Origin of the sequence: Streptomyces sp. NPDC051173 (genome assembly GCF_040689515.1) — a bacterium.
Classification (GTDB): Bacteria; Actinomycetota; Actinomycetes; order Streptomycetales; family Streptomycetaceae; genus Streptomyces.
The window spans coordinates 15,465-39,694 of record NZ_JBFBBD010000032.1; the positions used below are offsets into that span (position 1 = coordinate 15,465).

Here is a 24,230-nt window from a genome sequence, read left to right on the forward strand (position 1 = left end):
ACGATGAACGAAACCGCCCCCGTCCACGGCATCGCCGGCCCCCGCGCGTACGGCTGGGGGGTCTTCCACGAGCGGCATCCGGCCCTGATCCGCAGGCTGTGCGACAGCAACCCCTACGGCCCGGCACAGCGGTCCCGGCTCGAGGCCCTGGTGGAGGAGTCACGGTCCGGTGCCGTCCGGCCACCGGAGCCGGTGACCGCCGGGCACGCGCCGTGGCTGTCCGGGGGCGACGGCCTGTACGGCCGGCCGTGGAGCGAGCTGCCGTTCCTGTGGGCCGAGAACTACTTCTACCTCCGCCTGCTGGAGTGCGTGGACCACTTCACCCCCGGGCCCTGGCAGGGGGTGGACCCGTTCGCGCCGATGAAGTCCGCCGAACTGGCCGACCCCGGCCTGGAGTCCGACACGGCGTGGCGGGACGAGCTGGACGGCGCGTCACCCGAGGAGAGCTTCCACGCCCTGCTCCTGGCCTCCCTCTACGGCAACCGGGCCGACCTCGGCTTCCGGCTGGTCCAGGAGACCACTGCCGGCGCCGACGGCGCTGCCGGCACCGAGGACACCCCTCTGCTCGCCGACGACAGCGCCGCGGTGTGGCGCCACCTCACCGGGCGGCCGCCGGGTGAGGTCCACGTGGTCCTGGACAACGCGGGGCGCGAGCTCCTCGCCGACCTGCTGCTGGCCGATCACCTGCTGGCGACCGGGCGGGCGACCGGCGTGGTGCTGCACGTCAAACCACGGCCCTACTTCGTCTCCGACGCCGTCACCTCCGACGTGCGGGACTGCCTGGTGCGGCTCGCCGCCTTCTCCGGCGCGGCGGGGAAGGCGGGCGGGCGCCTGCTGGACGCCGCGGCCTCGGGGCGGCTGCGCCTGTCCGGCCACGACTTCTTCTGCTCGCCCCTGGGCTTCGACGAGCTGCCCGGCGCACTGCGGACGGCGTTCGCCGCGGGCAGCCTGTGCGTCGTCAAGGGCGACCTCAACTACCGCCGCCTGGTGGGCGATCGGGCCTGGCCCGCGACGCAGCCCTTCGCCGCCTCCGTGGCGGGGGTGCCGGGCGCGCTCGTCGCGCTGCGCACCCTCAAGTCGGAAGTGGTCGTGGGAATGCGGCCGGAGACCGTCGAGCGGCTGGACGCGTCCTCGCCGGGGTGGCGGACCGACGGCTCGCAGGCCCTCGTGCAGGCACGGCTCCAGGGCTGAACACGGGGGCGTACGAAGCGAGGTCATGCCCGCATCCGGGGCGGGGCCCCTGGGCAGGATGCGGGCATGACCTCGCTTCGTACGCCCCGACTGACGCTGCGCCGCTGGCGCGAGGACGACCTGGAGCCGATGGCGGCGATCAACGCCGATCCGGAGGTGATGCGGTGCCTCGTGGACGGCTCCGTGCGCGACCGGGAGCAGACCGCCGAGGTGATCGCGCGGTGGGAGCGGGAGTGGGACGAGCGGGGGGTGGGCCTCTTCGCGGTGGAGGTGCGGGAGACGGGGCGCCTGGCCGGGTTCACAGGGCTGACCGTGCCGGAGTACCTGCCCGAGATCCTGCCCGCCGTGGAGATCGACTGGCGTCTGGGCCGCCCCTTCTGGGGCCGGGGCATCGCGACCGAGGCGGCGCGGGCCGTGCTGCACTTCGCCCTGCGCGACCGGGGGCTCGCCCGGGTGGTGGGCGTGCACAAGGTCGGCAACGACGCCTCGGAGGCGGTCATGCGGAAGCTGGGCATGCGGCGGGAGCGCGAGACGGTCGCACCGGCGTCGGGGGCGCCGGTGCGGGTCCACGTACTGGAAGCCTGACGGCGGGACGGGCCCGCGCCACCGCCGCGCGGCGGTGTCCTCCCGCCGGACAGGCTGGACGCGGCTGATGTGCGTGCGCGTCCCGGCCCGCCTACAACACCCGGCTCCCCCCGATCGGCAGATCCCACAGGTCCTCCCGTGGGCGGCCCGTCGACTCCCACGCCGCGCGGACCCTGTGCAGCGGTTCCAGCGGGGGTTCCGCGGAGAGGACGAACGTCGACCAGTGCATGGGTGCCATCGCCCGCGCGCCCAGGTCGCCGCAGGCGCGTACGGCCTCCTCCGGGTCGGTGTGGACGGGGCCGAGCATCCAGCGCGGGTCGTACGCGCCGATGGGCAGCAGGGCGACGTCGATGCCGTCGTAGCGGCGGCCGATGGCCTCGAACCAGTGGCCGTAACCGGTGTCGCCCGCGAAGTAGACCCGGTGCCCGCCGGGAGCCGTGAGCACCCAGCCGCCCCACAGGGAGCGGCAGGTGTCGGTGAGGGTGCGCTTGCTCCAGTGGTGGGCGGGGACGAAGTCGCAGCGGACCGGGCCGGCCGGGCCGGGCAGTTCGACGGATTCCCACCAGTCGAGCTCGGTGACGTGGGTGAAGCGACGGCGCCGCGCCCAGCGGCCGAGGCCCGCGGGGAGGAGGAGGGGCGTGGTGCGGGGCAGGCGCTTGAGGGTGGGGGCGTCGAGGTGGTCGTAGTGGTTGTGGCTGATCAGGACCGCGTCCACGGCGGGGAGGTCCTCCCAGCGGACGCCGACGGGGGTGAGCCGGGCGGGTGTGCCGAGGATCTTGCGGGACCAGACGGGGTCGGTGAGGACCGTCAGGCCGCCGACGCGCAGCACCCAGCTGGCGTGCCCGGCCCAGGTGACGGCGGTGGTCGTGGCGTCGACGACGGGCAGCGGCCCGAGCTCGACGGGCAGGGCGGGGACCTGCCCGAGTGCGGCGGGGTCGGGCCGCAGTCTGCGCTCGCGGGCGAGCCGGGCGAGGGCGCGGAGGCCGGGCAGCGGGGTGGTGAGGCGGTCGGTGAAGGACCGCGGCCAGAGGCGGTTCTCGCCGAGGGGACGGGGCCGGGGCCGAGGGCGGGGCCGGGTGCGGGAGTCGGGGGGCTCGGTGAGGGAGCGCTCGGTCTGTTCGGTCATCGAGAGGGCTCCATTCCATGGGGAACCGTTGTGGTGCTGCGCGCGGCCGGCCTCGGGGGCGGCGGCCCGGTGGGCGCTGGAGGCTCGGTACGCACGGTCGGCATCGACGGTAGGTCAGCTGCCGGCGAGTTCGCCGAAGACCGAGCCGAATTCGGTCAGCGCCGCCCGGACGCCGGGCAGAGCCAGCGGGTCGGACGCGGCCAGGGCGCGCTGCCGTTCGGCCTCGGTGGTACCGAGGAGCGGTGGCGTGGACAGCCGGACCCGGAGGTCGTCGGGGGCGTCCCCGAAGCGGTGGCCGCCCGGGACGGGCCGGCCGAGCGCGGCGCTGAGGTGGGCCTCCAGTTCGACGGAGTCGGTGATGGCGCGGGCGGCGAGGGCGGTGCGGAGCTCGCCGAGGTCGGCGTAGAGGTAGGGGCCGGTCTGCGGGGGGCGGCTGAGCACCCCGGCGGTGGCGAGCCGTTCGCGGGCGGCGGCGCCGAGGGTGCCGTAGAGCCGGGCGGCGGCGGCCGTCCGGGCGCGTACGGGCCCGGGTTCGGCCAGGGCGTAGGCGGCGGCCGCGGCGACGGGGGGCGGCAGTTCGGCGCGGACGGCGGCGAGCGCCGAGGTGACCCGGGCCCGCAGGACCGGGCCGCGGCCGCCGACGGGGAAGCGGGCCGCGGCGGCGGGCCAGGCGGTGGGGGTGAGGGCCCCGGCGAGGTCGGTGAGGACGACGACATGCTCGGGCCACATCTCGGCGGGGCCGAGGAAGACGGTCCCGCCCCGGTGGTGGCGCGTGTCGCGCCAGGTCTCGTCGCTGACGACGGTCATGTCCTCGGCGACCGCCGCCTCGCAGACCTCGTGCAGGATCTCGGGCGGCGCGACGGTGCCCGTCGGGTCGTCGGCGGCGGACAGGACGAGCAGCCGCGGCCTGCCGCCCTCGGCACGGATCCGGCGCACCGTCTCCAGCAGCGCGAACGGGTCGGGGACGCCGCCGCACTCGGCCGGCACGGGCACGTGGAAGGCGGGGCGCCCGGCGAGCCGTACGAGCGGCAGGTACCACGCGGCGCAGGGACGGGTGAGGAGGACGTCGCCGCCCGCGGCGGCGAGCAGGGCGAGGAGCAGCGGGGGGCCGCCGGGGGCGGCGACGACCTGGTCCGGTTCGGTGGGCAGGCCGCGGCGGGACCAGTAGCCGCAGGCGGCGGCGCGCAGCGCGGGGCCTCCGCCGAGGGGTTCGGGCTCGCTGCGGGCGGCGGCCTCGGCGAGGCGGGCGGCGAGCTCGGGCAGTACGGGGAGCCCGCGTTCCGGGGCGGTGACGGCCGGAAGCGCCGGAAGGCTCGCCTGCATCCGTACCTCCGCCCGCCTCGGCCCTGCGACCACCTTGGCAGATCACGGGCACGGCGGCGGCCCGACACGGGCTGCGCGGGTGACGCGCGAGGGGCGCCCCGGTTGCACTCACGGCGCTTCGCGCCACTGCCCGCCCCGCTGAATTCAGCCCGTTGGGGGCACCTCTGGGGGCACCCCGGACGGAGTCCGGGGGAGGTAGCCGGGGGAGTTCGAGGACACCGCGCGAAGCGTGTTGCGGGGGTCTGGGGGCGTGCCCCCCACGCGGCGGAGCCGCACATCAGACGCAGCCAGGAAGGGGCGGGGCTGGGGAACAAGCCCGCCGCAGGCGCCGACGCCGGCCGCGCACCCCGGAGGGCCGGCACACCCGGGGCCCGAGCGACGCCCCTCCCTGTCCGCGCCCTGGAGGGCTGAGGCACCCCGGCCGCCCAGCGGTCACGCCGCTCGCTGCGCGCACACTCGCTCACACAGACGCGTGCACGTCCGCGAGATCAGGCGGGAGACGTGCGTCTGCGAGATGCCCAGGTGGTCCGCGATGCGGCTCTGGGTCATGTCGCAGAAGAAGCGCAGGTAGACATGGGGCGCTTGCCCGGGGCCGCCGGGGGTAGACCGGGCCGGTCGGCGGACGGGCGCGGGGCCGCTCGCGGGGTTTCGATGGAGGGTGACCGGCCGTGCGCCCGGCACCGCACCGCCGCACCTGCCAGGAGGAATTGCCCCGCCGACCGCCTCGGCCGCGACGCCGGCCACCCGTACGGAGCAACGCACGCCCGCCACCCCGCCACCACCCGAGACAGGTGAAGCCCGATGAGCCAGAAAGTGTCCGACTTCCTGCTGGAGAGGCTGCGCGCGTGGGGTGTGGAGCAGGTCTTCGGCTATCCCGGCGACGGGATCAACGGGCTGCTGGCGGCCTGGGAACGGGCGGCCGACCGGCCCCGGTTCGTCCAGTCCCGCCACGAGGAGATGGCGGCGCTCGAGGCGGTGGGCTACGCGAAGTTCAGCGGCCGGCTGGGGGTGTGCGCCGCCACGTCCGGGCCGGGCGCGGTCCATCTGCTCAACGGTCTCTACGACGCGAAGCTCGACCATGTGCCGGTGGTGGCCGTCGTCGGGCAGACGCACCGGTCGGCGATGGGCGGCGCGTATCAGCAGGAGGTGGACCTGCACTCGCTCTTCAAGGACGTCGCGTGCGACTACCTGGAGACGGTGAACGTCCCCGAGCAGCTGCCGAACGTCCTCGACCGGGCCGTCCGCACCGCGTACGCCCGCCGCTCCCCCACCGCCGTCATCATCCCCGGCGACGTCCAGGACCTCGACTACGTACCGCCCTCGCACGCCTTCAAGATGGTGCCGTCCAGCCTGGACCTCAGCGGCTGGCAGACGGTGCCGTCCACCGAGTCGCTGCGCCGGGCGGCGGAGGTCCTCAACGCCGGTGAGCGGGTGGCGATCCTGATCGGGCAGGGCGCGGCGGGCGCCCGCGCCGAGACCGAGGAGGTCGCGGACGTGCTGGGGGCGGGCGTCGCCAAGGCCCTCCTGGGCAAGGACGCGCTGAGCGACGAACTGCCGTACGTGACCGGGTCGGTGGGGCTGCTCGGCACCCGCCCCTCGTACGAGATGATGCGCGACTGCGACACGCTGCTGACGATCGGCTCCAACTTCCCCTACGCGCAGTTCCTTCCGGAGTACGGCCAGGCCCGGGCCGTGCAGATCGACGTCGACCCGCGCCTGATCGGCATGCGCTATCCGTACGAGGTCAATCTGACCGGCGACGCGCGGGCCACGCTCCGGCTGCTGCTGCCGCTGCTGCACCGCAAGGAGCGGCGCGACTGGCAGGAGGGGATCGTCACCGGAGTGCTGCGCTGGGAAGAGGCGATGGCCCGGCGCGCCGGGGCGGCCGCGGAGCCGGTGAACCCGGAGTACGTGGCACGGGCCCTGTCGCCGCTGCTGCCGGACGACGCGATCCTCACGTCCGACTCCGGCTCGGTCGCCCACTGGTACGCGCGGCACGTCAGGATGCGCGGCACGATGCGGGGCTCGCTGTCGGGGACGCTCGCCACGATGGGCTCCGGTGTGCCGTACGCGATCGGCGCGAAGTTCGCGCACCCGGACCGTCCGGTGGTGGCGCTGGTGGGGGACGGCGCGATGCAGATGAACGGCATGGCGGAGCTGATCACCGCCGCGAAGTACCACGCGCGGTGGGAGGATCCCCGGCTGGTCATCGGCGTGTGGAACAACCACGACCTCAACCAGGTGACTTGGGAACTGCGGGCCAGGAGCGGCTCCCCGCAGTTCCTGCCGTCGCAGCAGCTGCCGGATGTGTCGTACGCGGCGTTCGGGCGCTCGATCGGGATGACCGGCATCCGTGTGGACCGGCCCGAGCACGTCGAGGGGGCGTGGCGGCAGGCGCTGGCGGCGGAGGTGCCGGCGGTGGTGGAGTTCGTGACGGATCCGGCGGTTCCGCCGCTGCCGCCGGACTCGGACCCGGCGGGCGAAGTGTGAGCGCGTGCCCGGTGGTTCAGGCCTTCCGTCCCAGCTGCGCGAGCAGCCGGGTCTGGGCGTCGGCGCCCTCGGGCGTCTCGACCGGGTCGGCGAACAGGCCGGTGCCGGAGAGGGTTCCGGCGTACGGCTCGACCTCGCGCCGGGTGAACTCCACGAGGGCCGCGGGGAGGTGCTCGTCGGCGCCGATGGCCCGGGAGAGGTCCCAGGCGTGCACGACCGCGTCGGAGATCATCTGCGAGGCGTAGGCGTCGGCCGCGGTGGGGCCGTAGGAGAGCTGGACCGTCCGCTCCAGGGCGCCCGGCGCGCCGAACGCCTCGCGGGCCGCGGTGGCGGCGGCGTCCCAGGTGGCGGCGGGGTCGTCGCCGAGCACGTCGCCGTCGAGGGAGTCGCCGAGGTCCGCGAGGGAGGCGCCCTCCAACAGGGGTGGCACCCACAGCTGTTCGGCGGTGAGGTGGTTGACCAGTTCGCGCACGGTCCACTCGGTGCAGGGCGTCGGGTCACCCCACTGGCCGGGGTCGACGGCGTGCACACGGTCGGTGAACAGGGCGAGGGCCTCGGCGTGCCGCTCCAGCAGCGTGTCGGATCTCATGGCACCCATTGTCGGTACGGATCCGGATGGCGGCGAGGCGGGCGGGGTGAACGCGCCATTGTGGGCAGGGCGCCCGGACGCGCCCCTCTCCCCCGGTGTCCCCCGTTATCCGGAATGCGCCGAGACGGCGGGCCCAGGGGCCTCCGGGCGGTGGACTCGCGGGTGACTCAAGGGCGTTGGGGCGATCGGCTCAAAAGCATCGCGGCAAACTCTTCTTTACTCGCCCAACATTGCCGCATGACCATTCCTTGACTAATGTCCGGACGGCACACCCGAACAAGGATCCATACGAACGAAGGCCGGGACCCTTCGCCCGCCGGCGTGGGTCTCGGCCCTGTCCTTGCCGCGTTTCCCAGATGTGTCCCGTGATGCACACGCACCGGCCGGAGCTTCGCAGGCAGTTGGCCAGGGCGTCGCATCGACGCAACCCAATGTTCCGGAGGGTACCGTGAACCACCCCGATCGGCTACGTGCGGCCATCGCCGAAGACGGAACGACACCCCTGATCGGTGTCTTCGACATGTTCTCCGCCTCCGCCGCGGCCCAGCACTACGACGGCATGTTCGTCTCCGGTTTCGGCTTCGCCGCGTCCCACTACGGCCTGCCCGACATCGGCTTCATCGCCTGGCCCGACCTGGTGGCCTTCGTCCAGCGGCTGCGCCTCGCCTTCCCCGCGCAGCACCTGCTCGTGGACATCGACGACGGTTACGTCGACCCGGAGACGGCCTGCCACGTCGTCCAGCACCTGGAGGCCATCGGCGCCTCCGGGGTGATCCTGGAGGACCAGAAACGGCCACGGCGCTGCGGCCACGTGGACGGCAAACAGGTGCTGCCACTCGAGGAGTACCTCGACAAGCTCACCATGGTCCTCGAATCCCGCCGCGACCTCGTCGTCGTGGCCCGCACCGACGCCACCGAGGAGGCGGAGATACTGCGCCGCGCGAAGGCGCTCGCGGCCACCGACGCGGACGTCGTGCTGGTCGACGGCGTCCGCAGCGTCGACTGGATACGCAAGGTCCGCGAGGTCATCGGCGACAAACCGCTGCTCTTCAACCAGATAGCGGGCGGCAAGTCCCCCCGGCTCTCCCTCCCGGAGCTCGGCGCGCTCGGCGTCGACGTGGCGATCTACAGCACGCCGTGCCTCTTCGCCGCGCAGACCGCGATGGACACGGCGCTGACCGGCCTGAAGGCCGCGGACGGCCGCCTGCCGGAATTCACGGCGGACAGCGTGGGGGTGGCCGAGTGCCTGGCCCTCCTGGAGAAGAACATCAGCCGCCACCACGACCGCGACGGCGTCCCGGGGGTCCCCGTGGCGTCCTGACCCGGCACCCGGGGCCGGACGGGCCGCAGCACCGGGCCCGTCCGGCCGCCGGGGACCCGGGAGGCATCGACGCGCCGCACGGGGGTACCCGGCCCCCATGCGGCGCGCACTGAGCACCTGGGACCGGAGAGCCTTCCTGGCCGTGGCCGGACGGCACTGGCCGGGCGCCGACCGCGCCCTGCCCCGGCTCTCCCGCTGCGCGGACCACGGCCTGCTGTGGTTCGGCCTGGCGGCGGGCGCCGCGGCCACCGGCGGCCGGCCCGCCCGGCGCGCGGCGCTCCGCGGGATCGCCTCGCTGGCCGTCGCCTCCGCCACGGTCAACACCCTCGGCAAGCGCTCCGTGCGCCGCGTGCGGCCCGTGCTGGACGTCGTGCCGCTCGTCCGGCGGCTCGCCCGCCAGCCGGCCACGACGTCCTTCCCCTCCGGCCACTCCGCCTCGGCCGTCGCCTTCGCGGCCGGGGTCGCCCTGGAGAACCGCGGGTGGGGGCTGGCGCTGGCGCCGATCGCCGCGGCCGTGTGCTTCTCGCGGGTCTACACCGGCGTCCACTACCCGGGTGACGTGCTCGCGGGCGCGGCGCTCGGCGCGGGCGCCGCCTTCGCCGTCCGCGGTCTCGCGCCCACGCGCGCCCAGCTCGCGCCGCCCGCGCGGCCCCGGGCGGACGCCCCGGCGCTGCCCGGCGGCGCGGGGCTGGTCGTGGTCACCAACTCCACCTCCGGACAGCGGGTGGGCGCGCGTCCGGACGCCGCCGACGAGGTGCGGGCGGCGCTCCCGCTCGCGGAGGTCGTCGAGAGCGGCCCGGACGCCGCGGGAAGAACCGGCGAGCCGCTGGACAAGGCGCTGGAGCGGGCGGCCAACCGCGCCTTCGAACTCGGCGGCGCGCTCGGGGTGTTCGGCGGCGACGGCTCCGTGAGCGCGGCGGCCGCCACCGCCAGACGGTACGGGCTGCCGCTGGCCGTGCTGCCCGGCGGCACGCTCAACCACTTCGCGTACGACCTGGGCATCGAGACCGTCGCGGACGCCTGCCGGGCCGTGGAGTCCGGGGAGGCGGTGGCGGTCGACCTGGTGCGGATGGGTGACCACGGCTGGTTCCTGAACACCTTCAGCATCGGCGCGTACCCCGAGCTGGTGCGGGTGCGGGAGCGCTGGGCCCCGCGGATCGGCGCCTGGCCCGCCGGGGTGCTGGCCGCCGTCGAGGTGCTGCGCACGGCGGGACCGGCACGGATCGAGGTCGACGGCAGGCCGCGGGAGCTGTGGATGCTCTTCGCGGGCAACTGCACCTACCGGGGCCTGGGACTCACGCCCTTGCGGCGGCACGACCTGGCGGACGGCGTGCTCGACGTCCGTACGGTCTCCGGCGGCCGGCTGGCCCGCACGCGGCTGCTCCTGGCGGCGCTGACCGGCGACCTCAAGCACTCGCCCGTACTGAGATCCGCCCGGCTGCGGCACCTGCGGATCGACGGCGTCGAGCCGGGCACACACCTGGCGTACGACGGTGAAGTGGCGCACGCGCCACGGTCGTTGACCCTCGCGAAGGAGAACGAGGCGCTGGTCGTCTACCGCCTCCCGACGACGCCATGACCGGATGCCGAGACAGTGTTCTCATAATGTGGCGGCGCTGCGTACGGTGAGGGGACCCGCCCGCACCGGAGCGGGCCCACGCCGAGGGGGCTGCCATGCCGGAACCGTCCGCCGTCGTCTACACCCACGGACACCACGAATCCGTCCTGCGTTCGCACACCTGGCGCACCGCCGCCAATTCCGCCGCGTATCTGCTGCCCGAACTGACGCCGCGCCTGGAGGTCCTGGACATCGGCTGCGGTCCGGGCACCATCACCGCGGACCTGGCCGCGCTCGTGCCGGAGGGCCGGGTCGTGGGCCTGGACACGACGGAGGAGATCCTGGACCGGGCCCGCGCGACGGCCGGTGCGCGCGGCCTGGGGAACGCGCGCTTCACGGTCGGCGACGTCCACGCCCTGGACTTCCCCGACGGCTCGTTCGACGTCGTCCACGCCCACCAGGTGCTCCAGCACCTCGGCGACCCGGTGGGCGCGCTGCGCGAGATGCGGCGGGTGTGCCGGCCCGGCGGGGTGATCGCGGTGCGCGACGCGGACTACGCGGCCATGACCTGGTACCCCCGGGTGCCGGGGCTGGACGAGTGGCTGGACCTCTACCACCGGGTCGCCCGCAAGAGCGGCGGCGAACCCGACGCCGGCCGCCACCTCCTCTCCTGGGCCCGCGCCGCCGGCCTCACCGACATCACCGCCACCGCCTCCGCGTGGTGCTACGCCTCCCCGGAGGAGCGGGCGTGGTGGAGCGGCCTGTGGGCGGACCGCACGGTCGCGTCGTCCTACGCGGACCTCGCCGTCTCCGGCTCCTTCACGGACGAGGCGGGCCTCCACCGGATCGCCGGGGCGTGGCGGGCGTGGGGCGGCTCGCCGGACGCGTGGTTCGCGGTCCTGAACGCCGAACTCCTGTGCAGGGTATGAGGCGTTCCGACCGCCGGGCCCGCGGGGGCGGCGCCTCCAACTAGCCTTGTTCCCATGAACATTCTGGGGACCTCGCTAAGGGTGTGCGTCGACGACCTCGATGCCGCCGTCGCCGTCTACGAACGCCTCACCGGCGCGGAAGCGCTCCGCTTCCAGCGCGGTGGTGTCTCGGTCGCCGCCGTCGGGTGCTTCTTCCTGATGAGCGGTCCGGAGCGGGAGTTGTCGATCCTGCGGAAGATCACGGCCACGATCGCGGTCTCGGACGTCGACGAGTCGCTGGCGGATCTCCGGGCGGTGGGCGCGGAGATCATCGCGGGACCTGTCCCTACGCCCATCGGGCGGAACCTGGTGGCCCGGCATCCGGATGGGCTGATCTTCGAATACGTCGACCGCAAGCCGGGCTGAGGGCGGTTGGTCTTTCCCCGCCCTCAGCAATGACCTGGGGCGGGTGCCCCTGGCCCCCGCGCCTGCGGCGGGCTTGTTCCCCAGCCCCGCCCCTTCCCGAAACTGGGGGCAAGCCCCCAGACCCCCTGTCCTCAAACGCCGGACGGGCTGAATGCGCTGGCTACGGTCCGCACAATCCAGCCCGTTGGGGGCACCTCCCAGCGGTAGCTGGGGGAGTTTGAGGACGCGGCCGCAGGCCGCTCCCGCCGCAGGCGGCAACGGACCGGCAGCCGGGGGTCTGGGGCGCGAGCCCCAGTTTCGGGAAGGGGCGGGGCTGGGGAAAAGCCCGCCGCAGGCGCCAACGACCCGCCTACTCCGGCCGCATGCGGAACTCGTACCGCCCCGGCACCCCCTCCGCCCGCACCCGCGCCCGCACCTCGTCCGGCACCGGACCCGGACCCCCGCCCGAAAGCAAGCGCTCAGCGATCACGTACCACGTCTCCGACAGCGTCTCGTCCCCCTCCCGCAGGTCGGAGACCTCGAAGCCGGCGTCGAAGATCTCGCGCGCGGCGGACGCGTCGCCGAGGGCGAGGAGGGCGCGGGCGCGCAGGAGTTGGAAGCGGCCGCGTGAGCGGATGGTGTCGGGCAGGGCCGCCAGGACCGCGGTGGCGTCGGCGGGGCGGTGCACGGCGAGGAGGGCCTCGGTAGTCTCCCGTGCGAGCGCGGCGATCGCGGCCGTCCAGGAGGGGCCGTCGCCCGCCGCCTCGCGGGCGTCGGTGAAGGCGCGCAGGAAGCGGTCGGCGGCCCGCTCCGGGTGGCCGTCCTCCTCGTCGGCGACGGCGAGGCAGCGCATCGAGGGCCAGTGGGTGTCGGCGATCTGTTCCCAGCTGCGGACGGCCTGCGAGCGGTCCCCGGCGTGCCACCGGGCGACGCCGAGGTGGTAGGCGAGGTAGTGGTCGTAGTGGGGGTTGCCGGTCTCGGCGGTCTCCAACTGGTCACGCCAGTAGGGCGACACCAGTGTCGGGCCCGGCGGCAGGGCCCGCCGCGGCAGGGTCATCGAGCCGGTGCGCAGCAGCTCCAGCCAGGGCGCCTGTTCCTCACCTAGGGTCGTGGGGGCGAAGGGTGTGCCGGGCAGGTCGAAGCGGCCGCGCTCGACCTCCACGGCGCCCCAGCCGGAGCCCGTGGCCAGGCTGTCCTTGGGGTCGAGGTCGGCGTAGGGCCGCCACGCGGCGTACGCCCGCTCGACGTCCGCCCGTGGCAGCGCGGCCTCCAGCCGGGCCTCGACCTCGCCGCAGGCGGCGCGCCAGTCGGTGCCGTGCACGGTGGCCGGGTCGGCGGCCAGCGGACCGTACGCCTCCAGCCAGGCGAACTCGCCTTCCGCTTCGAGCCGGACGTGTTCCAGCTGGGTGCGGGCGAGGCCGGCCTGTATCTCGGCGTAGCCGGGTGTGCCGGGCTCGGTGAGCCACTGCTGCCAGTGGCGGCCGCCGGTGCCCGCGCCCCAGACGAAGAGCTTGCGGCCGCGCAGCAGGTCGGTCGAGGTCTGCACCAGGCCCCGGCCGTCGGCGTCCAGGGAGGTGATCCAGCGGCGCGCGCCGTCCGGCACCTCGTAGAAGAAGTCGGCGGCGTGCTCGCTGTTGAGGGGGTAGGTGCGGTCGGCGCCCTCCCATTCGGGCACGGGGATTCGGCGGAGGCTGCGCTCGTAGCCGAAGCGCCAGGCTTCGTCGGCGGGGGCGAGGACCCGGCTCGTGGCGCTCTCCGGCACGGCGATGTTGGACCACCAGTAGACGGGGGCGGGCCGGTCGTGGGGATTGCGGATCCGTACGCCCACGTAGAGGAAGTCGGAGTCGTCGGGCAGCCACAGGTCGACCTGGAAGGGCAGATCGCGCATCCGTTCCCACTCCCACAGGCGCAGCATCTCGCCGCCGTCGGGGGCCGGGACGCGGGCTGCGTGCAGCGGGGACATCGAGAGCGGGGTGTGGCCGGTCGCGCCGATGTTCCACTCGATGCCGCCGGAGAACCACGCGCCGTTCAGCGCGAACTCGGCAGGCTGGACGACGGGGTTGCTGTAGAGCAGCTGGGTGCCGGTGGGCTTGTGCTCCAGGGAGTGGACGCGGCCGCCGAGGCCGGGGAGGACCGTCGCGCGCAGCCGGTCGTTCTCGATGACGATCGCCTCGACGTCGGCGGGGGTGCGCTCGCGGGAATAGCCGTCACGCCGCCGGACGGGCAGGACGGAGCGGAGCGGGCCGTAGCCGACCTGCCGGGCCATGGCCGCGGGAAGTTCCGCGCGCTGCGCCACGTCGAGGTGATGGGGCTTGAGGGGGGACAGCAGCGCGGGCAGCGGGTTCTCCGGGCCCAGCGGGGCGACGGGAAGCGACAGCACGGCTCGTCTGATGGTCGTGGGCACGGCAACCTCGTTCTCTCAGCCCTCGTGGTCCGGGATCATTTCGGCGGTGATCGCCCAGCGCTCGTGGTCGCGCCACGCACCGTCGATGAAGAGGAACCCCGGCGAGAACCCCTCCCTGCGGAATCCGTGCCGCTGGACCAGCTTCAGGGAGGCGGTGTTGCCGGGCTGGATGTTCGCCTCCAGCCGGTGCAGGCCCAACGGGCCGAAGGCATGGCGGAGTACGAGCCCGAGTCCCTCGCCGAGGTGGCCGCGCCCGGCGCTGGGCGCGAAGGCGCCGTATCCGAGCGCCCCGCTCTGGAAGCCGCCGCGCACGATGTTGTTGATGTTGACGAACCCCGCGATGGCCCCTCCGGAGGCGGGCAGGCAGACCAGGAGGGAGACGGACTGCCGCTCGGCGATGCGGTCGACGTACGCCGTGAACGCGGCGTACGCCGTGGGCATCGCCAGCCAGGGGTGGTGGAGTTGCGCGCTGGCACGGGCGAGCGCGGTGAACTCGGCCGCGTCGTCGTGGGTGAGGGGGCGCAGGGCGACGTGCGGGCCACGGGCGATGTAGGGGGCGTGGTGCTGATCGGGGCCGTGGTGATCGGGATCGGACACGGGGTCATCGTAAGGGCCGGTACGGACATCGGGCCGGGCCGGAAGCGGGTCTTGACGCGCGGGGTCCGGCGTGCCCGGGGCGGGCGGCCGCGGCGTCGTGGGAGCGCTCAGTTCCACTTCGGCTCGTCCGTTCCCCATCGGCCGGGCGGCCGCGGCCAGTCGGCGGGTCCACCGTCGAACCGCACCGGTGAGCTCGCGTACCGCACGCGCCCCGACGGGCCGTCCGCTTCCCGCAGCCACTCCCCCGCCTCGTACTCGACCCCGGGCTCGCCCGTGTCCCGTGGGCCCACTTCGTCACCGGTCAGCCAGGCGGCCGTCTGCGCGAGGGCGAGCCGCGCGAGGTGTGTGCCGCCGCCCGCGCACTGGTCGGTGAGCGCGCGCAGCACGGCCGCCGCCAGCAGGTATCCCGTGCCGTGGTCCAGCGCCTGCGCGGGCAGGGCGCCCGGCGTCCCGTCCGGCGCGGCCTCGGTGGCCGCGATGCCGCAGGCCGCCTGGACCAGGCTGTCGAACCCGCGTCGGCCGCCCCACGGCCCGTGGGTCCCCCACGCGCTCAACTGCCCGATCACCAGGCCCGGCCGCCGCTCGGCGAGCGCCTCGGCCGACAGGCCGTGGCGGTCCAGGGCGCCGGGGCGGTAGCCGGTCACGACGACGTCCGCGGCCGCGAGCAGCTCCTCGAACGTGGCCCGGTCGGCGGGCCGTGCGAGGTCGAGCAGGGCGGAGCGCTTGCCGAAGCCCGTGTCGTCGTGGGCGTCCTGGCTCTCGGGCAGGTCCGGCGTGTCGAGGCGCAGCACGTCCGCGCCGAGCAGCGCGAGTGTCCGGGTGGCCACGGGTCCGGCGATGACGCGGGTGAGGTCGAGTACGCGCGGGCCGCGCGCGGCCGGGCCGCGCTCGGGTCTGCGCACGGGTCCTGCCGCGATCCGGTCCAGGGAGAGCAGGGGGCGGCGCGCGACGGCGGCGCCCTGGGGGTGCCGGGCCCAGTCGGCGGGGGTGCGCACGGCGACGGCGAGCGCGCCGGCCGCGTAGGCCGTCTCCTGCACCTCCTCCGCGTGCCGGCCGGCGAGCACGGCGGCGACGCGGGTGACGAGCGCGTCGTCGTCGCCGGGGTCGGTGACACCGAGCGCGGCGAGGAGCCGGGCGCGGTGGTGGGGGTAGTTGGCGTGCGTGCGCACCCAGCCGTCCGCGGTCCGCCAGAACCGGGACAGCGGCGCGAAGGTCCCGGCGGCGCGCCCGTCGACCCTCAGGTGGCGCTCGCTGACGAAGGCGGTGGCCACGGCCCCGTCGTCCACCAGGACCCTCGGCAGGGTGCCGCCGCCGCGCCGTACGGCCGTCCACTCGGCCGCGGCGAGCGCGCACACCGCGACCGTCGCCCGCGCGAACTCCGCGACGGGCAGGGCGGACGGCAGGGTCCGGGCCTCGGGGCCGCCGTACTCGACGGCGGCGGTGAGCGCCGGATCCCCGCCGAGCAGGGCCCAGGCCCGGCGTGTGGCGTCCGTCGATCGCTTGATCATTACGGCAGTCTGACACCGGGCGGCCCGGGCCACCAGCCCCAATTTCGTTGTCCTGCGGCCGAGCTGGGTCGCGCCGTGGGCCGTCTTCCGGATCAGGAGGGGCTGTTGGGATCCAGGAGGTCGGCGATGCGGAGCAGGGCGGGGAGGGCCGTGCGGACGGCGGCCCGGTCGTCCTCGTCCAGGGAGCCGAGGGCGTCACCGAGGCGGCGCTCGTGGGCCCGCGCCCACGCGGCGAGTTGTCCGCGTCCGGCGTCGGTGAGGGTGACGGCGGAGGCGCGGCGGTCCTGGGGGTCGACGGCCCGGGCCACCAGCCCGGCGTTGATCATCTGGCCGATCAGGCCGCTGACGGTGCTGACCGCCAGACGCTGCCGCGCCGCGAGGTCGCCGACCCTGACGGGTGAGTGCTCGGCCAGCACCTGGAGCAGCTCGACCTGGGCCATGGGCAGGGTCTCCCACGGATAGTCGGTACGGATCGAGGCGCGCAGGGCCCGGCGGAGCCGGGTGACGGCCTCGGTCAGGAGCCGGGCGTCCGGTGCGCTCTCGGCGGTGGGCCGGGCGGTCGGCGGCCGGTTCCTGGACTGCGGGGACATGAACTCACCTTAATCGGCGGGCGGCCCGGCCGGCCGCCCCGGCGCTCCCCCCGTCTGCCGCCGTGCGACGGCGAGCGTGGCCGAGGACACCAGGAGGAGGGTGAGGACGGCGCGCTGCGGGCCGTCCGGCCAGTGTGCGCCGCCGGGAAGTTGGAGTGCGAGGGAGACGAGGGCGACGCCGAGCGCCGTGCCCAGGCCGCGGGCCATGTTGACCAGTCCGCCGCCGGTGCCGGAGGAGCGCGCGGGTATCGCGGCCATCACGAGGGTGTTGTTGGCGGGGACGTGGACGCCGAGCCCCAGGCCGAGGAGGGCCAGGAGCGGTGCCAGTGACGTGGCGTCCCAGGGCAGGACGAGCATGAGGACAAGCGCGCCCGTGGCCAGCGCGGCGCCCAGCGTGCAGCGGGCCCGCTCGCCCCAGGTGTACGGCAGGACCCTGTCGGCGGTGGCCGCGGCGAGCGCGAAGCCCGCCGGGAGCGCGCTGAGCACCAGCCCCGCGCTCAGGTCGGAGTATCCGCGCGCGGTGAGCGCGAGGGGCACGAGCACGAGGGGTCCGAAGAGCACCAGGTAGGCGCACAGGGCCCCCGTCAGGCCGAGCGGCACGGCCCTGACGCGCAGCAGGCCGGGGCTGAGCAAGGGGCACGCGGCCCGGCGCTGGCGGACGGCGAAGCCGGCGGTAGCGCCCGCCGCGAGGACGAACAGCGCGGCGGTCCACCACACGGGGACGGCCGGACGGGGCAGGAGCGAGAGGGCCAGCAGGAGGCCGGTCGTGGCCAGGGCCAGGAGCGCGAGCCCCGGCCAGTCGAAGCCGCCGGCGCGGTGGCGGGTACGGGTGCGCGGCAGCAGATAGCGGCCGGCGAGCAGGGCGGCCAGCCCGACGGGGACGTTGAGGGCGAAGATCCACCGCCAGCCGAGGGTGGAGACCAGCACGCCGCCCGTCAGGGGGCCCAGCGCGAGCCCGAGCGCCTGGGCCGCTGCCTGCACACCGAGGGCGAGGCGCAGCCGGCCCGGGGGCGCGCAGGTCCTCACCAGGGCGACGCTGTTGGCCTGCAGCATCGCCGCGCCCGCCGCCTGCACGACGCGCAGGGCGATCAGCGCGGGGAGGTCCGGCGCCAGCGCGCAGGCCGCGGAACCGGCGGTGAAGACGACGAAGCCGTGGAGGTAGAGCAGCTTGCGGCCGTGGGCGTCGGAGAGCCTGCCCATGGGCAGCAGGAGGGCGACGAGCGTGAGGAGGTAGGCGACGGACACCCAGGTGACGGCGGCGAGCGACGCGTGGAACTCCGCGCGGAGGCTGCCGTAGGCGAGGGTGACGATGCTGGCGTCGAGCTGGCCCATGAAGGCGCCGAGGCACACGGTCGCGACGGCGGGCCGCCAGGCGCCGGGGCTGGCGCGTATCCGTTCCGGCCGCGCGCGCTCCCGCGTCAGGACGCCGGGCAGGCGGCGGCCGGGGGTGCGCGGACGTATCAGACCGTCGGTCATGCGCGCCGTCTCCTCGCCTCTCGCGTCCCCTTCTGCCAGATTACATCGGTCACCGAACTATTCGGCTACCGATGGATGAGGGTGCACGGGGGCGCGGGCCGCACGCACGGGGGCGCGCCGATATCGCGCACGCCCACGGGAAATTCCCGTGCGCAGCCGCCGGGAATTCACCGGCATTCCCTTTCCGATGCACCTTCCAGGGAGTTCCCCGAACGCGGTTTCCCTCTTGCGGCGACACCGCCGGAAATGCCAGCGTGCAACGGACAAACCGAAGCGAGCCGAGGAGCCCCGCACCGGCCCTACACCCCGACAGCCGTCCCCACCTGCTGTGATGCTGACGCACCGCATCAACCCGTCCCCCTGATACCGGATTTCCTCGGCGCGAGAAAAATTCCAGATGATAAACACAGGAGACGTCATGCCGCACACGCAGGCCATTCGGTATCTGTCGCGTGCGAGGGCCCGGATCCGGGGACTTCTGCCGCCACGTGACGACCTCGCCGGAATGCGCGCGTCACCGCGCGAGGACGCCGTGGCCGGGCTGACCGTGGCCGTGGCCGCGCTGCCCCTGTCACTCGGCCTCGGCGTGGCCTCCGGGCTGGGCGCGCGGGCCGGGCTGGTCAGCGCCGTGGTGGCCGGGGGGCTCGCGGCGCTGTTCGGCGGCTCGAGACTGCAGATCACCGGGCCGACCGGGCTCCTGGCCGTGGCCCTGCTGCCGGTCGCGCGGGCCCACGGCGCCCCGGGGGTGCTGACGACGGGCCTGCTGGCCGGTCTCGTGCTCATGGCCGCCGCCCGCTTCGGGCTCAGCCGGTACGTGCGCCTGGTGCCCGCGCCCGTCGTCACGGGATTCGTCACCGGCAGCGCCGGCGTGCTCGTCTGCCAGCAGCTTCCCGCCGCGACCGGCAGCCGGGGAGGGGAGGGCGAGGGTGTCGTCGTACCGGCGGTGCGGGCCCTCGGCGACCTCGCCCCCGACCGGCACGGGGCCGCGGCGGCGATGATGATCGGCGTGCTCGCGCTGTGCCTGGCGGGTGGCCGCCTGCGCCCCGCCCTGCCCGTCCCGCTCCTGGCCGTGGGCCTCGCGACCGTCCTCTCCCACTTCCTGCGGCTGCCGCTCGCCACCATCGGGCCGCTGCCCGCGGGACTCCCGGCCCCCTCCCTCGGCTTCGTCTCACCCGCGCTCGTCCCGCAGTTGCTGCCCTCGGTGTTCACGGTCGTGGCGCTGGGCGCGCTCGAATCCCTGATGACGGCTGCCGCGGCGGACTCGCTCACCGATGCCGAGCGCCATGACGGCGACCGCGTGCTCCTCGGCCTGGCGGCCGCGAACGTCATCACGCCGGTGTTCGGCGGGCTGGCCGCGACGGGCACCGTCTGCCGTACCGGCATCAACATCCGCGCCGGCGCCGTCTCCCGGCTGGCCGCCCTCGTCAACGCGGCGGCCATCGCGCTCGTCGCCCTCACCGCCGGTCCGCTGGTGGCCGCCGTCCCCCTGGCCGCGATCGCCGGTGTCCTCATCGCCACCGCCGTGCGCATGGTCGACCTCACGGCGCTGCGGGCCCTGCGCGGCTCCGGCCACGGGCAGTTGGCGGTGGCCGCCGTCACCGCGACGACCACCGTACTGTTCGGCCTCGTCACCGGCATCACCGTCGGAGCCGTGCTCACCGCGGCCCTCGCGCTGCACGCGGTCACGAAGTCCGCCGCGGTGCACCGCATGCTCCCCCGGCAGACCCGCGAGGGCGAGACGCCGACCCCCGCGCCCGACGACACGTCGGTCGCCGTCTACCGCATCGACGGGCCGCTCCTCTTCACGACCGCCGACCGCCTGCTGAAACCCATCAGCCGGTCACAGGCCACCGTGACCATCCTGCACATGGCCCGCGTCACCCTCATCGACGCCACCGGTGTGCTCGCCCTCGGGGAAGCCATCGACAACCACCACCGGCGCCGCGCCCACATCCTCCTCAGCGGCATCCGGCCCAACCACCGCCCCCACCTCGACGCGCTGGGCGTCCTGCGCCGGCTGCGTTCGCACGAACACCACGCCTTCCCCGCACCGGCCGACGCCTTCCGCTACGCGCAGCGCGCCCTGCTCAACCCCCGCGCCCTGCCCGGACCGACACCGACCGGCTCCTGGCTGGAGACGGATGACACGATGTCCGGATGAAACCGGCAACACACGAAGCGACACGCACATCCCGCAAGCCGCTCGTCCAGCTCGCCGGGCTCCTCACGGCGGGTCTCCTCACGGCGTGCGGCGCGCCGTCACCGGTGGAGGAGACGATGGAGGAGACAGAGACGTCCCGCCTCCCGGGCGAACGGCCTTCGCCCGAAGCGATGTCCGGCGCGCCCGACGTGCTCGACTGCCCCGCGTCGGGGCTGATCGCACAGGCGGGCGAGGCCAACGCGGCGATGGGCCTGCGGGTGCTGTCGGTCAAGCTGACCAACTGCGGCAAGGAACCGAAGGTCGTCAAGGGCTATCCCGACATACAGGTCCTCGACGGCGACCGGAAGCCGGTGGAGGTCGAACTCGAACGCGGAGCCGCGTCGGTCCTCGGCCAGGACGACTTCGACGCCGGCCCGACGGAGGTGACCTTGACGCCGGGCCAGTGGGCCCTGGCCCGACTTGCCTGGCGGAACACGGTGGACAGCCTGGACAGGGCCCCCGTCACCGGCGCGTACCTCTCCCTCGCCCCCGTGCCCGGCTCCGCCCGGCAGAACGTCCCCGAGACGATCGACCTCGGCACGACGGGAAAACTGGGCCTGAGCGCCTGGGCCGCCCCCACCTCGCGGGACGGCGTGATACGGATGGACGGATGAGCCGGGCGCGGTCCGGCGGATTCCCGCCTGCTCGCGGCCGAGCGGCGGGACCCGCCGGCCGCCGCTACGGCAGGCGTACGGACTGGGTGTGCCGGAACACGTTCCCCGGGTCCCAGACCGCCTTGACGCGCTGCAGGCGCGGGTAGTTGCCCTTGTAGTACAGCCGCGCCCACGACGTCGCGGAGGTGTTCCAGGCCGGGTCGCCCAGGTCCGTGTCCGGGTAGTTGACGTAGCAGCCGTCGTTGACGTCGTCGGGGACGGGCACACCGCCGGTCCCGGCGTAGACGTCGCGGTACAGCTCGCGGATCCACGTCAGGTGGCGGGCGTCCTCGGCGGGGTCGGTCCAGTACGTCTGGTACTGGAGCTTGAGCACCGAGTCGCGCTGGGCCACCGCCGTGTCGGCGGGCGCGACGGCGTTGATGCGGCCGCCGTAGGAGTCGACCTGCACCAGGGCGTTCGGGTTGGTGTAGTCCGTGCGGGACAGATGCCGGTGGAGGGCCTTGATCTGGGCGTCGGTGAAACCCTTGCGCATGTACGCGGACTTGTACTTGCCGCGCAGCATCGGGTTGGTACCGCTGAGCGAGTCGGTCGCCAGGAACCACGGCAGCCGCCGCGGCGCGGAGAACTCCGGCATCGGCGCGTGCTCGCCCATGCGCCGGGTCATCGCCCGGCGCGTGCTGCCCACACCGTCGTGAATCGCCGTCAGATAGTCGTCGAGCATGCGGCGCGCGCCCGGCACGGTGGCGTCCACCTGCGTGAGCAGACCGACCTGCCCGGCCGAGCGGTGCGTCAGCTTCAGCAGGCCGAAGAGAGCGTTGTACGGCGAGTCGGGGGCGCTGTTGCGTTCGTGCCACGTGCCCCAGTTCTTCAGCAGCCTGGTGAAGGACGCCTCGTCGAGATCGTCCCACTCCAGAGCCGTGGCGTGGACGAACACCTCGGACGGCGGCCTGGGCAGCAGGGTGGAGGGGTCGCTTCCGGTGACACCGGGGGACCGGAGCCAATACCGCGTGATCACACCGAAGTTGCCGCCACCGCCACCGGTGTGGGCCCACCACAGCTCCCGGTTGGGGTCGTCCGGCTCCCGGGTCGCCACGACCGCCCGCGCGGTCCCCTTCTTGTCGACCACGACGACCTCGACGCCGTAGAGATGGTCGACGGTGAGTCCGTGCTGCCGCGAGAGCAGGCCGTAGCCGCCGCCGGATATGTGCCCGCCCGCGCTGACGGAATAGCACGAGCCCGCGGGCAGCCCCACGCCCCACATCTTGTACAGCGTCTCGTACACCGCGAGGTTCGACGCCCCCGCCTCCACCGCGAACGCCCGGCGGGAGGGGTCGAAGTAGACCTCCGTCATCGCGGACATGTCGATGACGGCCTTCACGTCCTTGTTGAAGACGAAGTCCTCGTAGCAGTGGCCACCGCTGCGGACGGCGATCCGCTTCCCGGCCGAGACGGCTTCCTGGACGGCGCTCACGACCTGCTCCGTGGAGGTGACCAGGCGGACGTACTCGGGCGTGCCGGCCCACCGCTGGTTGATGCCGCGGACGAGGTCCGCGTAGCGGGCGTCCCCGGGCGTGACCGTCACCGCCGCGGGCGCCGGTATCCCCGGCGGCGGGGCGGCCTGCGCGCGCGTGGGCACGGCCGCGGCGATGGCGGCACCGCCGGCGGCGACGCCTCCGGTCAGCAGACTGCGGCGCCCGATGGACGCCGTACGACCGGTGTTGCTCATGATCGGTCCCCCCTGGGACTTCCGGTACGGGCTTCGCCCCAGATTTGATCATGAACCGGAAGCTCGTGTCCGATCCCGTACGCGCACGACACCCTGTGACGCGGCGGGGTGCCACAGGAGCCCGGGTTCAGCGCCCGGACTTCACATACCAGCGCAGCCGCGCCATGGTCGCGCTGTCCAGAAGGGGCGCGGACCGGTCGATCAGCGCGTCGAGGTGCGCGCGCTCGGACGAGGAGAGGGCCGCGGGCGCCGAGGCGCCGTACCCGGGGGTCCAGCGGATCGCGGCGGCGCGGGCCTGGGCGCGCAGGCGCGGGTCCTCGTCGTCCAACAGCGTCAGATGGCAGCGCAGTTCGACCGTGCCGCGGTGCGCGGACAGCAGGCGGTAGGCAGCGGTCCGTACGTGCCGTGGCCGGTCGGGCGCCAGCCGCTCCCACAGCAGGAGTTCGGACAGCCGCGTGGCGTCGGGCACGAGGGCGACGGACGCCTCACGCACCACAGCCGCCGACGGGTCCGTCAGCAGCGGGGACAGCTGCTCCGGTTCCACCGCGCCGAGCCCGCGCAGCCCGGCGACCGCGCGGGCCCGTATCGCCGCGACCGGGTGCGCCAGCAGGCGGCGCAGCAGTTCGGCGTCCGCCTTCGCGCCGCTCTCCCCCAGACCGGCGACGGCTCCGGGCCTGACGGCCCCGGGCCTGACGGCCCCGGGCGGGCCCGCGCATATCGCGCGGTAGCGCGGCAGCGGATCGACGCCGTGCTGCCGCAGCACCCACCGGGCGCAGGCGCGCACCATGCCCGAGCGGTCGGTGAGGAACGCCGCGGCCTCCTCGACGCCTCCGGTCCGGTTGAGCGCGGTCACCCCGGCGGCCCGCACCCGCGAGTGCCGGGAGCCCAGCAGCGGGCCGACGATCTCCGCGTACTGCCCGGCCGTGGCGGCTCGGGCGAGCGCGGCGTCGGCGCAGAGGTCCTGCACGACGACGTCCCCGTGCGTGGCCGCGATCCGCGCGAGCCCGGTCGCGGAGAACCGCCCCTGACCGATCGCGATCCGGTACCCGAGCCGGCCGGTGGCCCGGTCCTGACTTGCCGTCAGGGTAGCGATCAGCTCCTGGCCGGCGGACCGCAGGAACTCGGTGAGCAGGTCGCGGGCGTACGCTCCATGCCGTCGCCCGGCCACCCGCAGCGCCACGGCCGTCACTTCGGCCACGGCCCGCGGCGTCGCGGCGGACAGGGCCGCGCGGAACAGCGCCCGCGCGTCCTCACGGACCGGCGCCACCCAGTCCGCGCAGCGCACCACGGCCAGGGGCAGCAGGGCCGGCACGGACGCGGCCGCCGCGAGGGCGGCCTGGCGGACCCGCCCGTCGGGGTGGCACAGGGCCACGGCGAGCGAGGCCTCGTTCGCGGGCCGCTCACCGGCCCGCGCCCAGGAGTTGGACGGCAGCCCGCCGTGCTGGTACCAAGCCACGGTCCGCACGCCGAGGTCGAGGGCGACCCAGCCTTCCGGGCCGAGGGGCCCGAGGACCTCCTCCAGCGTCGCCGCGCTTCCGGTCAGGGCAGCGGCGACGACCTGCCGGGCGGACCCGGTCTGCTTGCTCACGTGATGTCTCCGCCCGGTTCGGTGGGTTTGT

19 protein-coding genes and 1 pseudogene are annotated in these 24,230 nt (G+C 74.7%); 9 read left to right on the forward strand and 11 right to left on the reverse strand.

Features of this window, described 5'->3' with window-relative positions; all coding sequences use genetic code 11:
• Positions 1-3: 3 nt before the first annotated feature.
• Complete coding sequence (locus AB0435_RS18460) at positions 4-1,191, forward strand: damage-control phosphatase ARMT1 family protein (protein ID WP_366427428.1); 1,188 nt, start codon at positions 4-6, stop codon at positions 1,189-1,191.
• A gap of 66 nt (positions 1,192-1,257) precedes the next feature.
• Positions 1,258-1,776 (forward strand): GNAT family N-acetyltransferase, encoded by a 519-nt coding sequence (locus AB0435_RS18465; RefSeq protein ID WP_366004140.1) that lies wholly within the window; start codon positions 1,258-1,260, stop codon positions 1,774-1,776.
• Positions 1,777-1,867: 91 nt separating this feature from the next.
• Here the strand turns inward: AB0435_RS18465 and AB0435_RS18470 are convergent, their stop codons facing one another.
• The 3 genes and pseudogenes from AB0435_RS18470 to AB0435_RS18480 form a co-directional block, all read right to left on the reverse strand.
• Complete coding sequence (locus tag AB0435_RS18470) at positions 1,868-2,902, reverse strand: MBL fold metallo-hydrolase (RefSeq protein ID WP_366427429.1); 1,035 nt, start codon at positions 2,900-2,902, stop codon at positions 1,868-1,870.
• A gap of 114 nt (positions 2,903-3,016) precedes the next feature.
• Positions 3,017-4,225: an aminotransferase class I/II-fold pyridoxal phosphate-dependent enzyme gene (locus tag AB0435_RS18475; protein WP_366004138.1), complete on the reverse strand. Its 1,209-nt coding sequence runs from the start codon at positions 4,223-4,225 to the stop codon at positions 3,017-3,019.
• 432 nt (positions 4,226-4,657) lie between these two features.
• Positions 4,658-4,798, reverse strand: a pseudogene (locus tag AB0435_RS18480) (sigma factor-like helix-turn-helix DNA-binding protein); the annotation flags it as partial.
• Between the two features lie 228 nt (positions 4,799-5,026).
• Here AB0435_RS18480 and AB0435_RS18485 point away from each other — a divergent pair.
• Positions 5,027-6,715: a thiamine pyrophosphate-requiring protein gene (locus AB0435_RS18485; RefSeq protein WP_366004137.1), complete on the forward strand. Its 1,689-nt coding sequence runs from the start codon at positions 5,027-5,029 to the stop codon at positions 6,713-6,715.
• Positions 6,716-6,731: 16 nt separating this feature from the next.
• Here AB0435_RS18485 and AB0435_RS18490 read toward each other — a convergent pair whose 3' ends face one another.
• Positions 6,732-7,304 carry a TIGR03086 family metal-binding protein gene (locus tag AB0435_RS18490; protein WP_366427430.1) on the reverse strand — a complete coding sequence of 191 codons (573 nt, stop codon included), beginning with the start codon at positions 7,302-7,304 and terminating at the stop codon, positions 6,732-6,734.
• Positions 7,305-7,752: 448 nt separating this feature from the next.
• Here AB0435_RS18490 and AB0435_RS18495 point away from each other — a divergent pair, with 448 nt between their 5' ends.
• The 4 genes from AB0435_RS18495 to AB0435_RS18510 all read left to right on the forward strand — a co-directional run bounded on the left by AB0435_RS18495 (position 7,753) and on the right by AB0435_RS18510 (position 11,517).
• Entirely contained in the window at positions 7,753-8,625 is an 873-nt protein-coding gene (locus AB0435_RS18495; protein WP_366004135.1) for an isocitrate lyase/PEP mutase family protein, read from the forward strand.
• A 97-nt stretch (positions 8,626-8,722) separates the two neighbouring features.
• Entirely contained in the window at positions 8,723-10,204 is a 1,482-nt protein-coding gene (locus tag AB0435_RS18500) for a phosphatase PAP2 family protein (protein ID WP_366427431.1), read from the forward strand.
• 95 nt (positions 10,205-10,299) lie between these two features.
• Positions 10,300-11,112 carry a class I SAM-dependent methyltransferase gene (locus AB0435_RS18505; protein WP_366427432.1) on the forward strand — a complete coding sequence of 271 codons (813 nt, stop codon included), beginning with the start codon at positions 10,300-10,302 and terminating at the stop codon, positions 11,110-11,112.
• A gap of 54 nt (positions 11,113-11,166) precedes the next feature.
• On the forward strand, positions 11,167-11,517 hold the full coding sequence (locus AB0435_RS18510) for a VOC family protein (RefSeq protein WP_366004132.1): 351 nt from the start codon (positions 11,167-11,169) through the stop codon (positions 11,515-11,517).
• Between the two features lie 349 nt (positions 11,518-11,866).
• Here the strand turns inward: AB0435_RS18510 and AB0435_RS18515 are convergent, their stop codons facing one another.
• From AB0435_RS18515 to AB0435_RS18535, 5 genes are all read right to left on the reverse strand, one after another.
• Positions 11,867-13,900, reverse strand: coding sequence for a DUF5107 domain-containing protein (locus AB0435_RS18515; RefSeq protein WP_366427433.1), 2,034 nt, complete (start codon positions 13,898-13,900; stop codon positions 11,867-11,869).
• A 15-nt stretch (positions 13,901-13,915) separates the two neighbouring features.
• Entirely contained in the window at positions 13,916-14,497 is a 582-nt protein-coding gene (locus AB0435_RS18520) for a GNAT family protein (protein ID WP_366004130.1), read from the reverse strand.
• Between the two features lie 107 nt (positions 14,498-14,604).
• On the reverse strand, positions 14,605-16,005 hold the full coding sequence (locus AB0435_RS18525; RefSeq protein ID WP_366427434.1) for a CoA transferase: 1,401 nt from the start codon (positions 16,003-16,005) through the stop codon (positions 14,605-14,607).
• Between the two features lie 92 nt (positions 16,006-16,097).
• Positions 16,098-16,595, reverse strand: coding sequence for a MarR family transcriptional regulator (locus AB0435_RS18530; RefSeq protein WP_366004128.1), 498 nt, complete (start codon positions 16,593-16,595; stop codon positions 16,098-16,100).
• A 9-nt stretch (positions 16,596-16,604) separates the two neighbouring features.
• Complete coding sequence (locus AB0435_RS18535; protein WP_366427435.1) at positions 16,605-18,071, reverse strand: MFS transporter; 1,467 nt, start codon at positions 18,069-18,071, stop codon at positions 16,605-16,607.
• 418 nt (positions 18,072-18,489) lie between these two features.
• Here AB0435_RS18535 and AB0435_RS18540 point away from each other — a divergent pair, with 418 nt between their 5' ends.
• Together AB0435_RS18540 and AB0435_RS18545 are read left to right on the forward strand one after the other, a co-directional pair.
• On the forward strand, positions 18,490-20,232 hold the full coding sequence (locus AB0435_RS18540) for a SulP family inorganic anion transporter (protein ID WP_366427436.1): 1,743 nt from the start codon (positions 18,490-18,492) through the stop codon (positions 20,230-20,232).
• Complete coding sequence (locus AB0435_RS18545; protein ID WP_366427437.1) at positions 20,229-20,885, forward strand: DUF4232 domain-containing protein; 657 nt, start codon at positions 20,229-20,231, stop codon at positions 20,883-20,885. Before AB0435_RS18540 ends, AB0435_RS18545 begins: the two co-directional genes overlap by 4 nt.
• Positions 20,886-20,949: 64 nt before the next feature.
• Here AB0435_RS18545 and AB0435_RS18550 read toward each other — a convergent pair whose 3' ends face one another.
• On the reverse strand, positions 20,950-22,611 hold the full coding sequence (locus AB0435_RS18550; protein ID WP_366427438.1) for an FAD-binding protein: 1,662 nt from the start codon (positions 22,609-22,611) through the stop codon (positions 20,950-20,952).
• A gap of 127 nt (positions 22,612-22,738) precedes the next feature.
• Positions 22,739-24,199, reverse strand: a complete 1,461-nt coding sequence (locus tag AB0435_RS18555) for a hypothetical protein (protein ID WP_366427439.1) — start codon at positions 24,197-24,199, stop codon at positions 22,739-22,741.
• Between the last annotated feature and the right edge of the window lie 31 nt (positions 24,200-24,230).

Coding starts and splice junctions, on each gene's coding strand:
- AB0435_RS18460 (WP_366427428.1), top strand. CDS start 4: ATGAACGAAACCGCCCCCGTCCACGGCATCGCCGGCCCCCGCGCGTAC.
- AB0435_RS18525 (WP_366427434.1), bottom strand. CDS start 16,005: ATGATCAAGCGATCGACGGACGCCACACGCCGGGCCTGGGCCCTGCTC.
- AB0435_RS18535 (WP_366427435.1), bottom strand. CDS start 18,071: ATGACCGACGGTCTGATACGTCCGCGCACCCCCGGCCGCCGCCTGCCC.
- AB0435_RS18540 (WP_366427436.1), top strand. CDS start 18,490: ATGCCGCACACGCAGGCCATTCGGTATCTGTCGCGTGCGAGGGCCCGG.
- AB0435_RS18530 (WP_366004128.1), bottom strand. CDS start 16,595: ATGTCCCCGCAGTCCAGGAACCGGCCGCCGACCGCCCGGCCCACCGCC.
- AB0435_RS18485 (WP_366004137.1), top strand. CDS start 5,027: ATGAGCCAGAAAGTGTCCGACTTCCTGCTGGAGAGGCTGCGCGCGTGG.
- AB0435_RS18550 (WP_366427438.1), bottom strand. CDS start 22,611: ATGAGCAACACCGGTCGTACGGCGTCCATCGGGCGCCGCAGTCTGCTG.
- AB0435_RS18475 (WP_366004138.1), bottom strand. CDS start 4,225: ATGCAGGCGAGCCTTCCGGCGCTTCCGGCCGTCACCGCCCCGGAACGC.
- AB0435_RS18545 (WP_366427437.1), top strand. CDS start 20,229: ATGAAACCGGCAACACACGAAGCGACACGCACATCCCGCAAGCCGCTC.
- AB0435_RS18510 (WP_366004132.1), top strand. CDS start 11,167: ATGAACATTCTGGGGACCTCGCTAAGGGTGTGCGTCGACGACCTCGAT.
- AB0435_RS18470 (WP_366427429.1), bottom strand. CDS start 2,902: ATGACCGAACAGACCGAGCGCTCCCTCACCGAGCCCCCCGACTCCCGC.
- AB0435_RS18505 (WP_366427432.1), top strand. CDS start 10,300: ATGCCGGAACCGTCCGCCGTCGTCTACACCCACGGACACCACGAATCC.
- AB0435_RS18500 (WP_366427431.1), top strand. CDS start 8,723: ATGCGGCGCGCACTGAGCACCTGGGACCGGAGAGCCTTCCTGGCCGTG.
- AB0435_RS18465 (WP_366004140.1), top strand. CDS start 1,258: ATGACCTCGCTTCGTACGCCCCGACTGACGCTGCGCCGCTGGCGCGAG.
- AB0435_RS18490 (WP_366427430.1), bottom strand. CDS start 7,304: ATGAGATCCGACACGCTGCTGGAGCGGCACGCCGAGGCCCTCGCCCTG.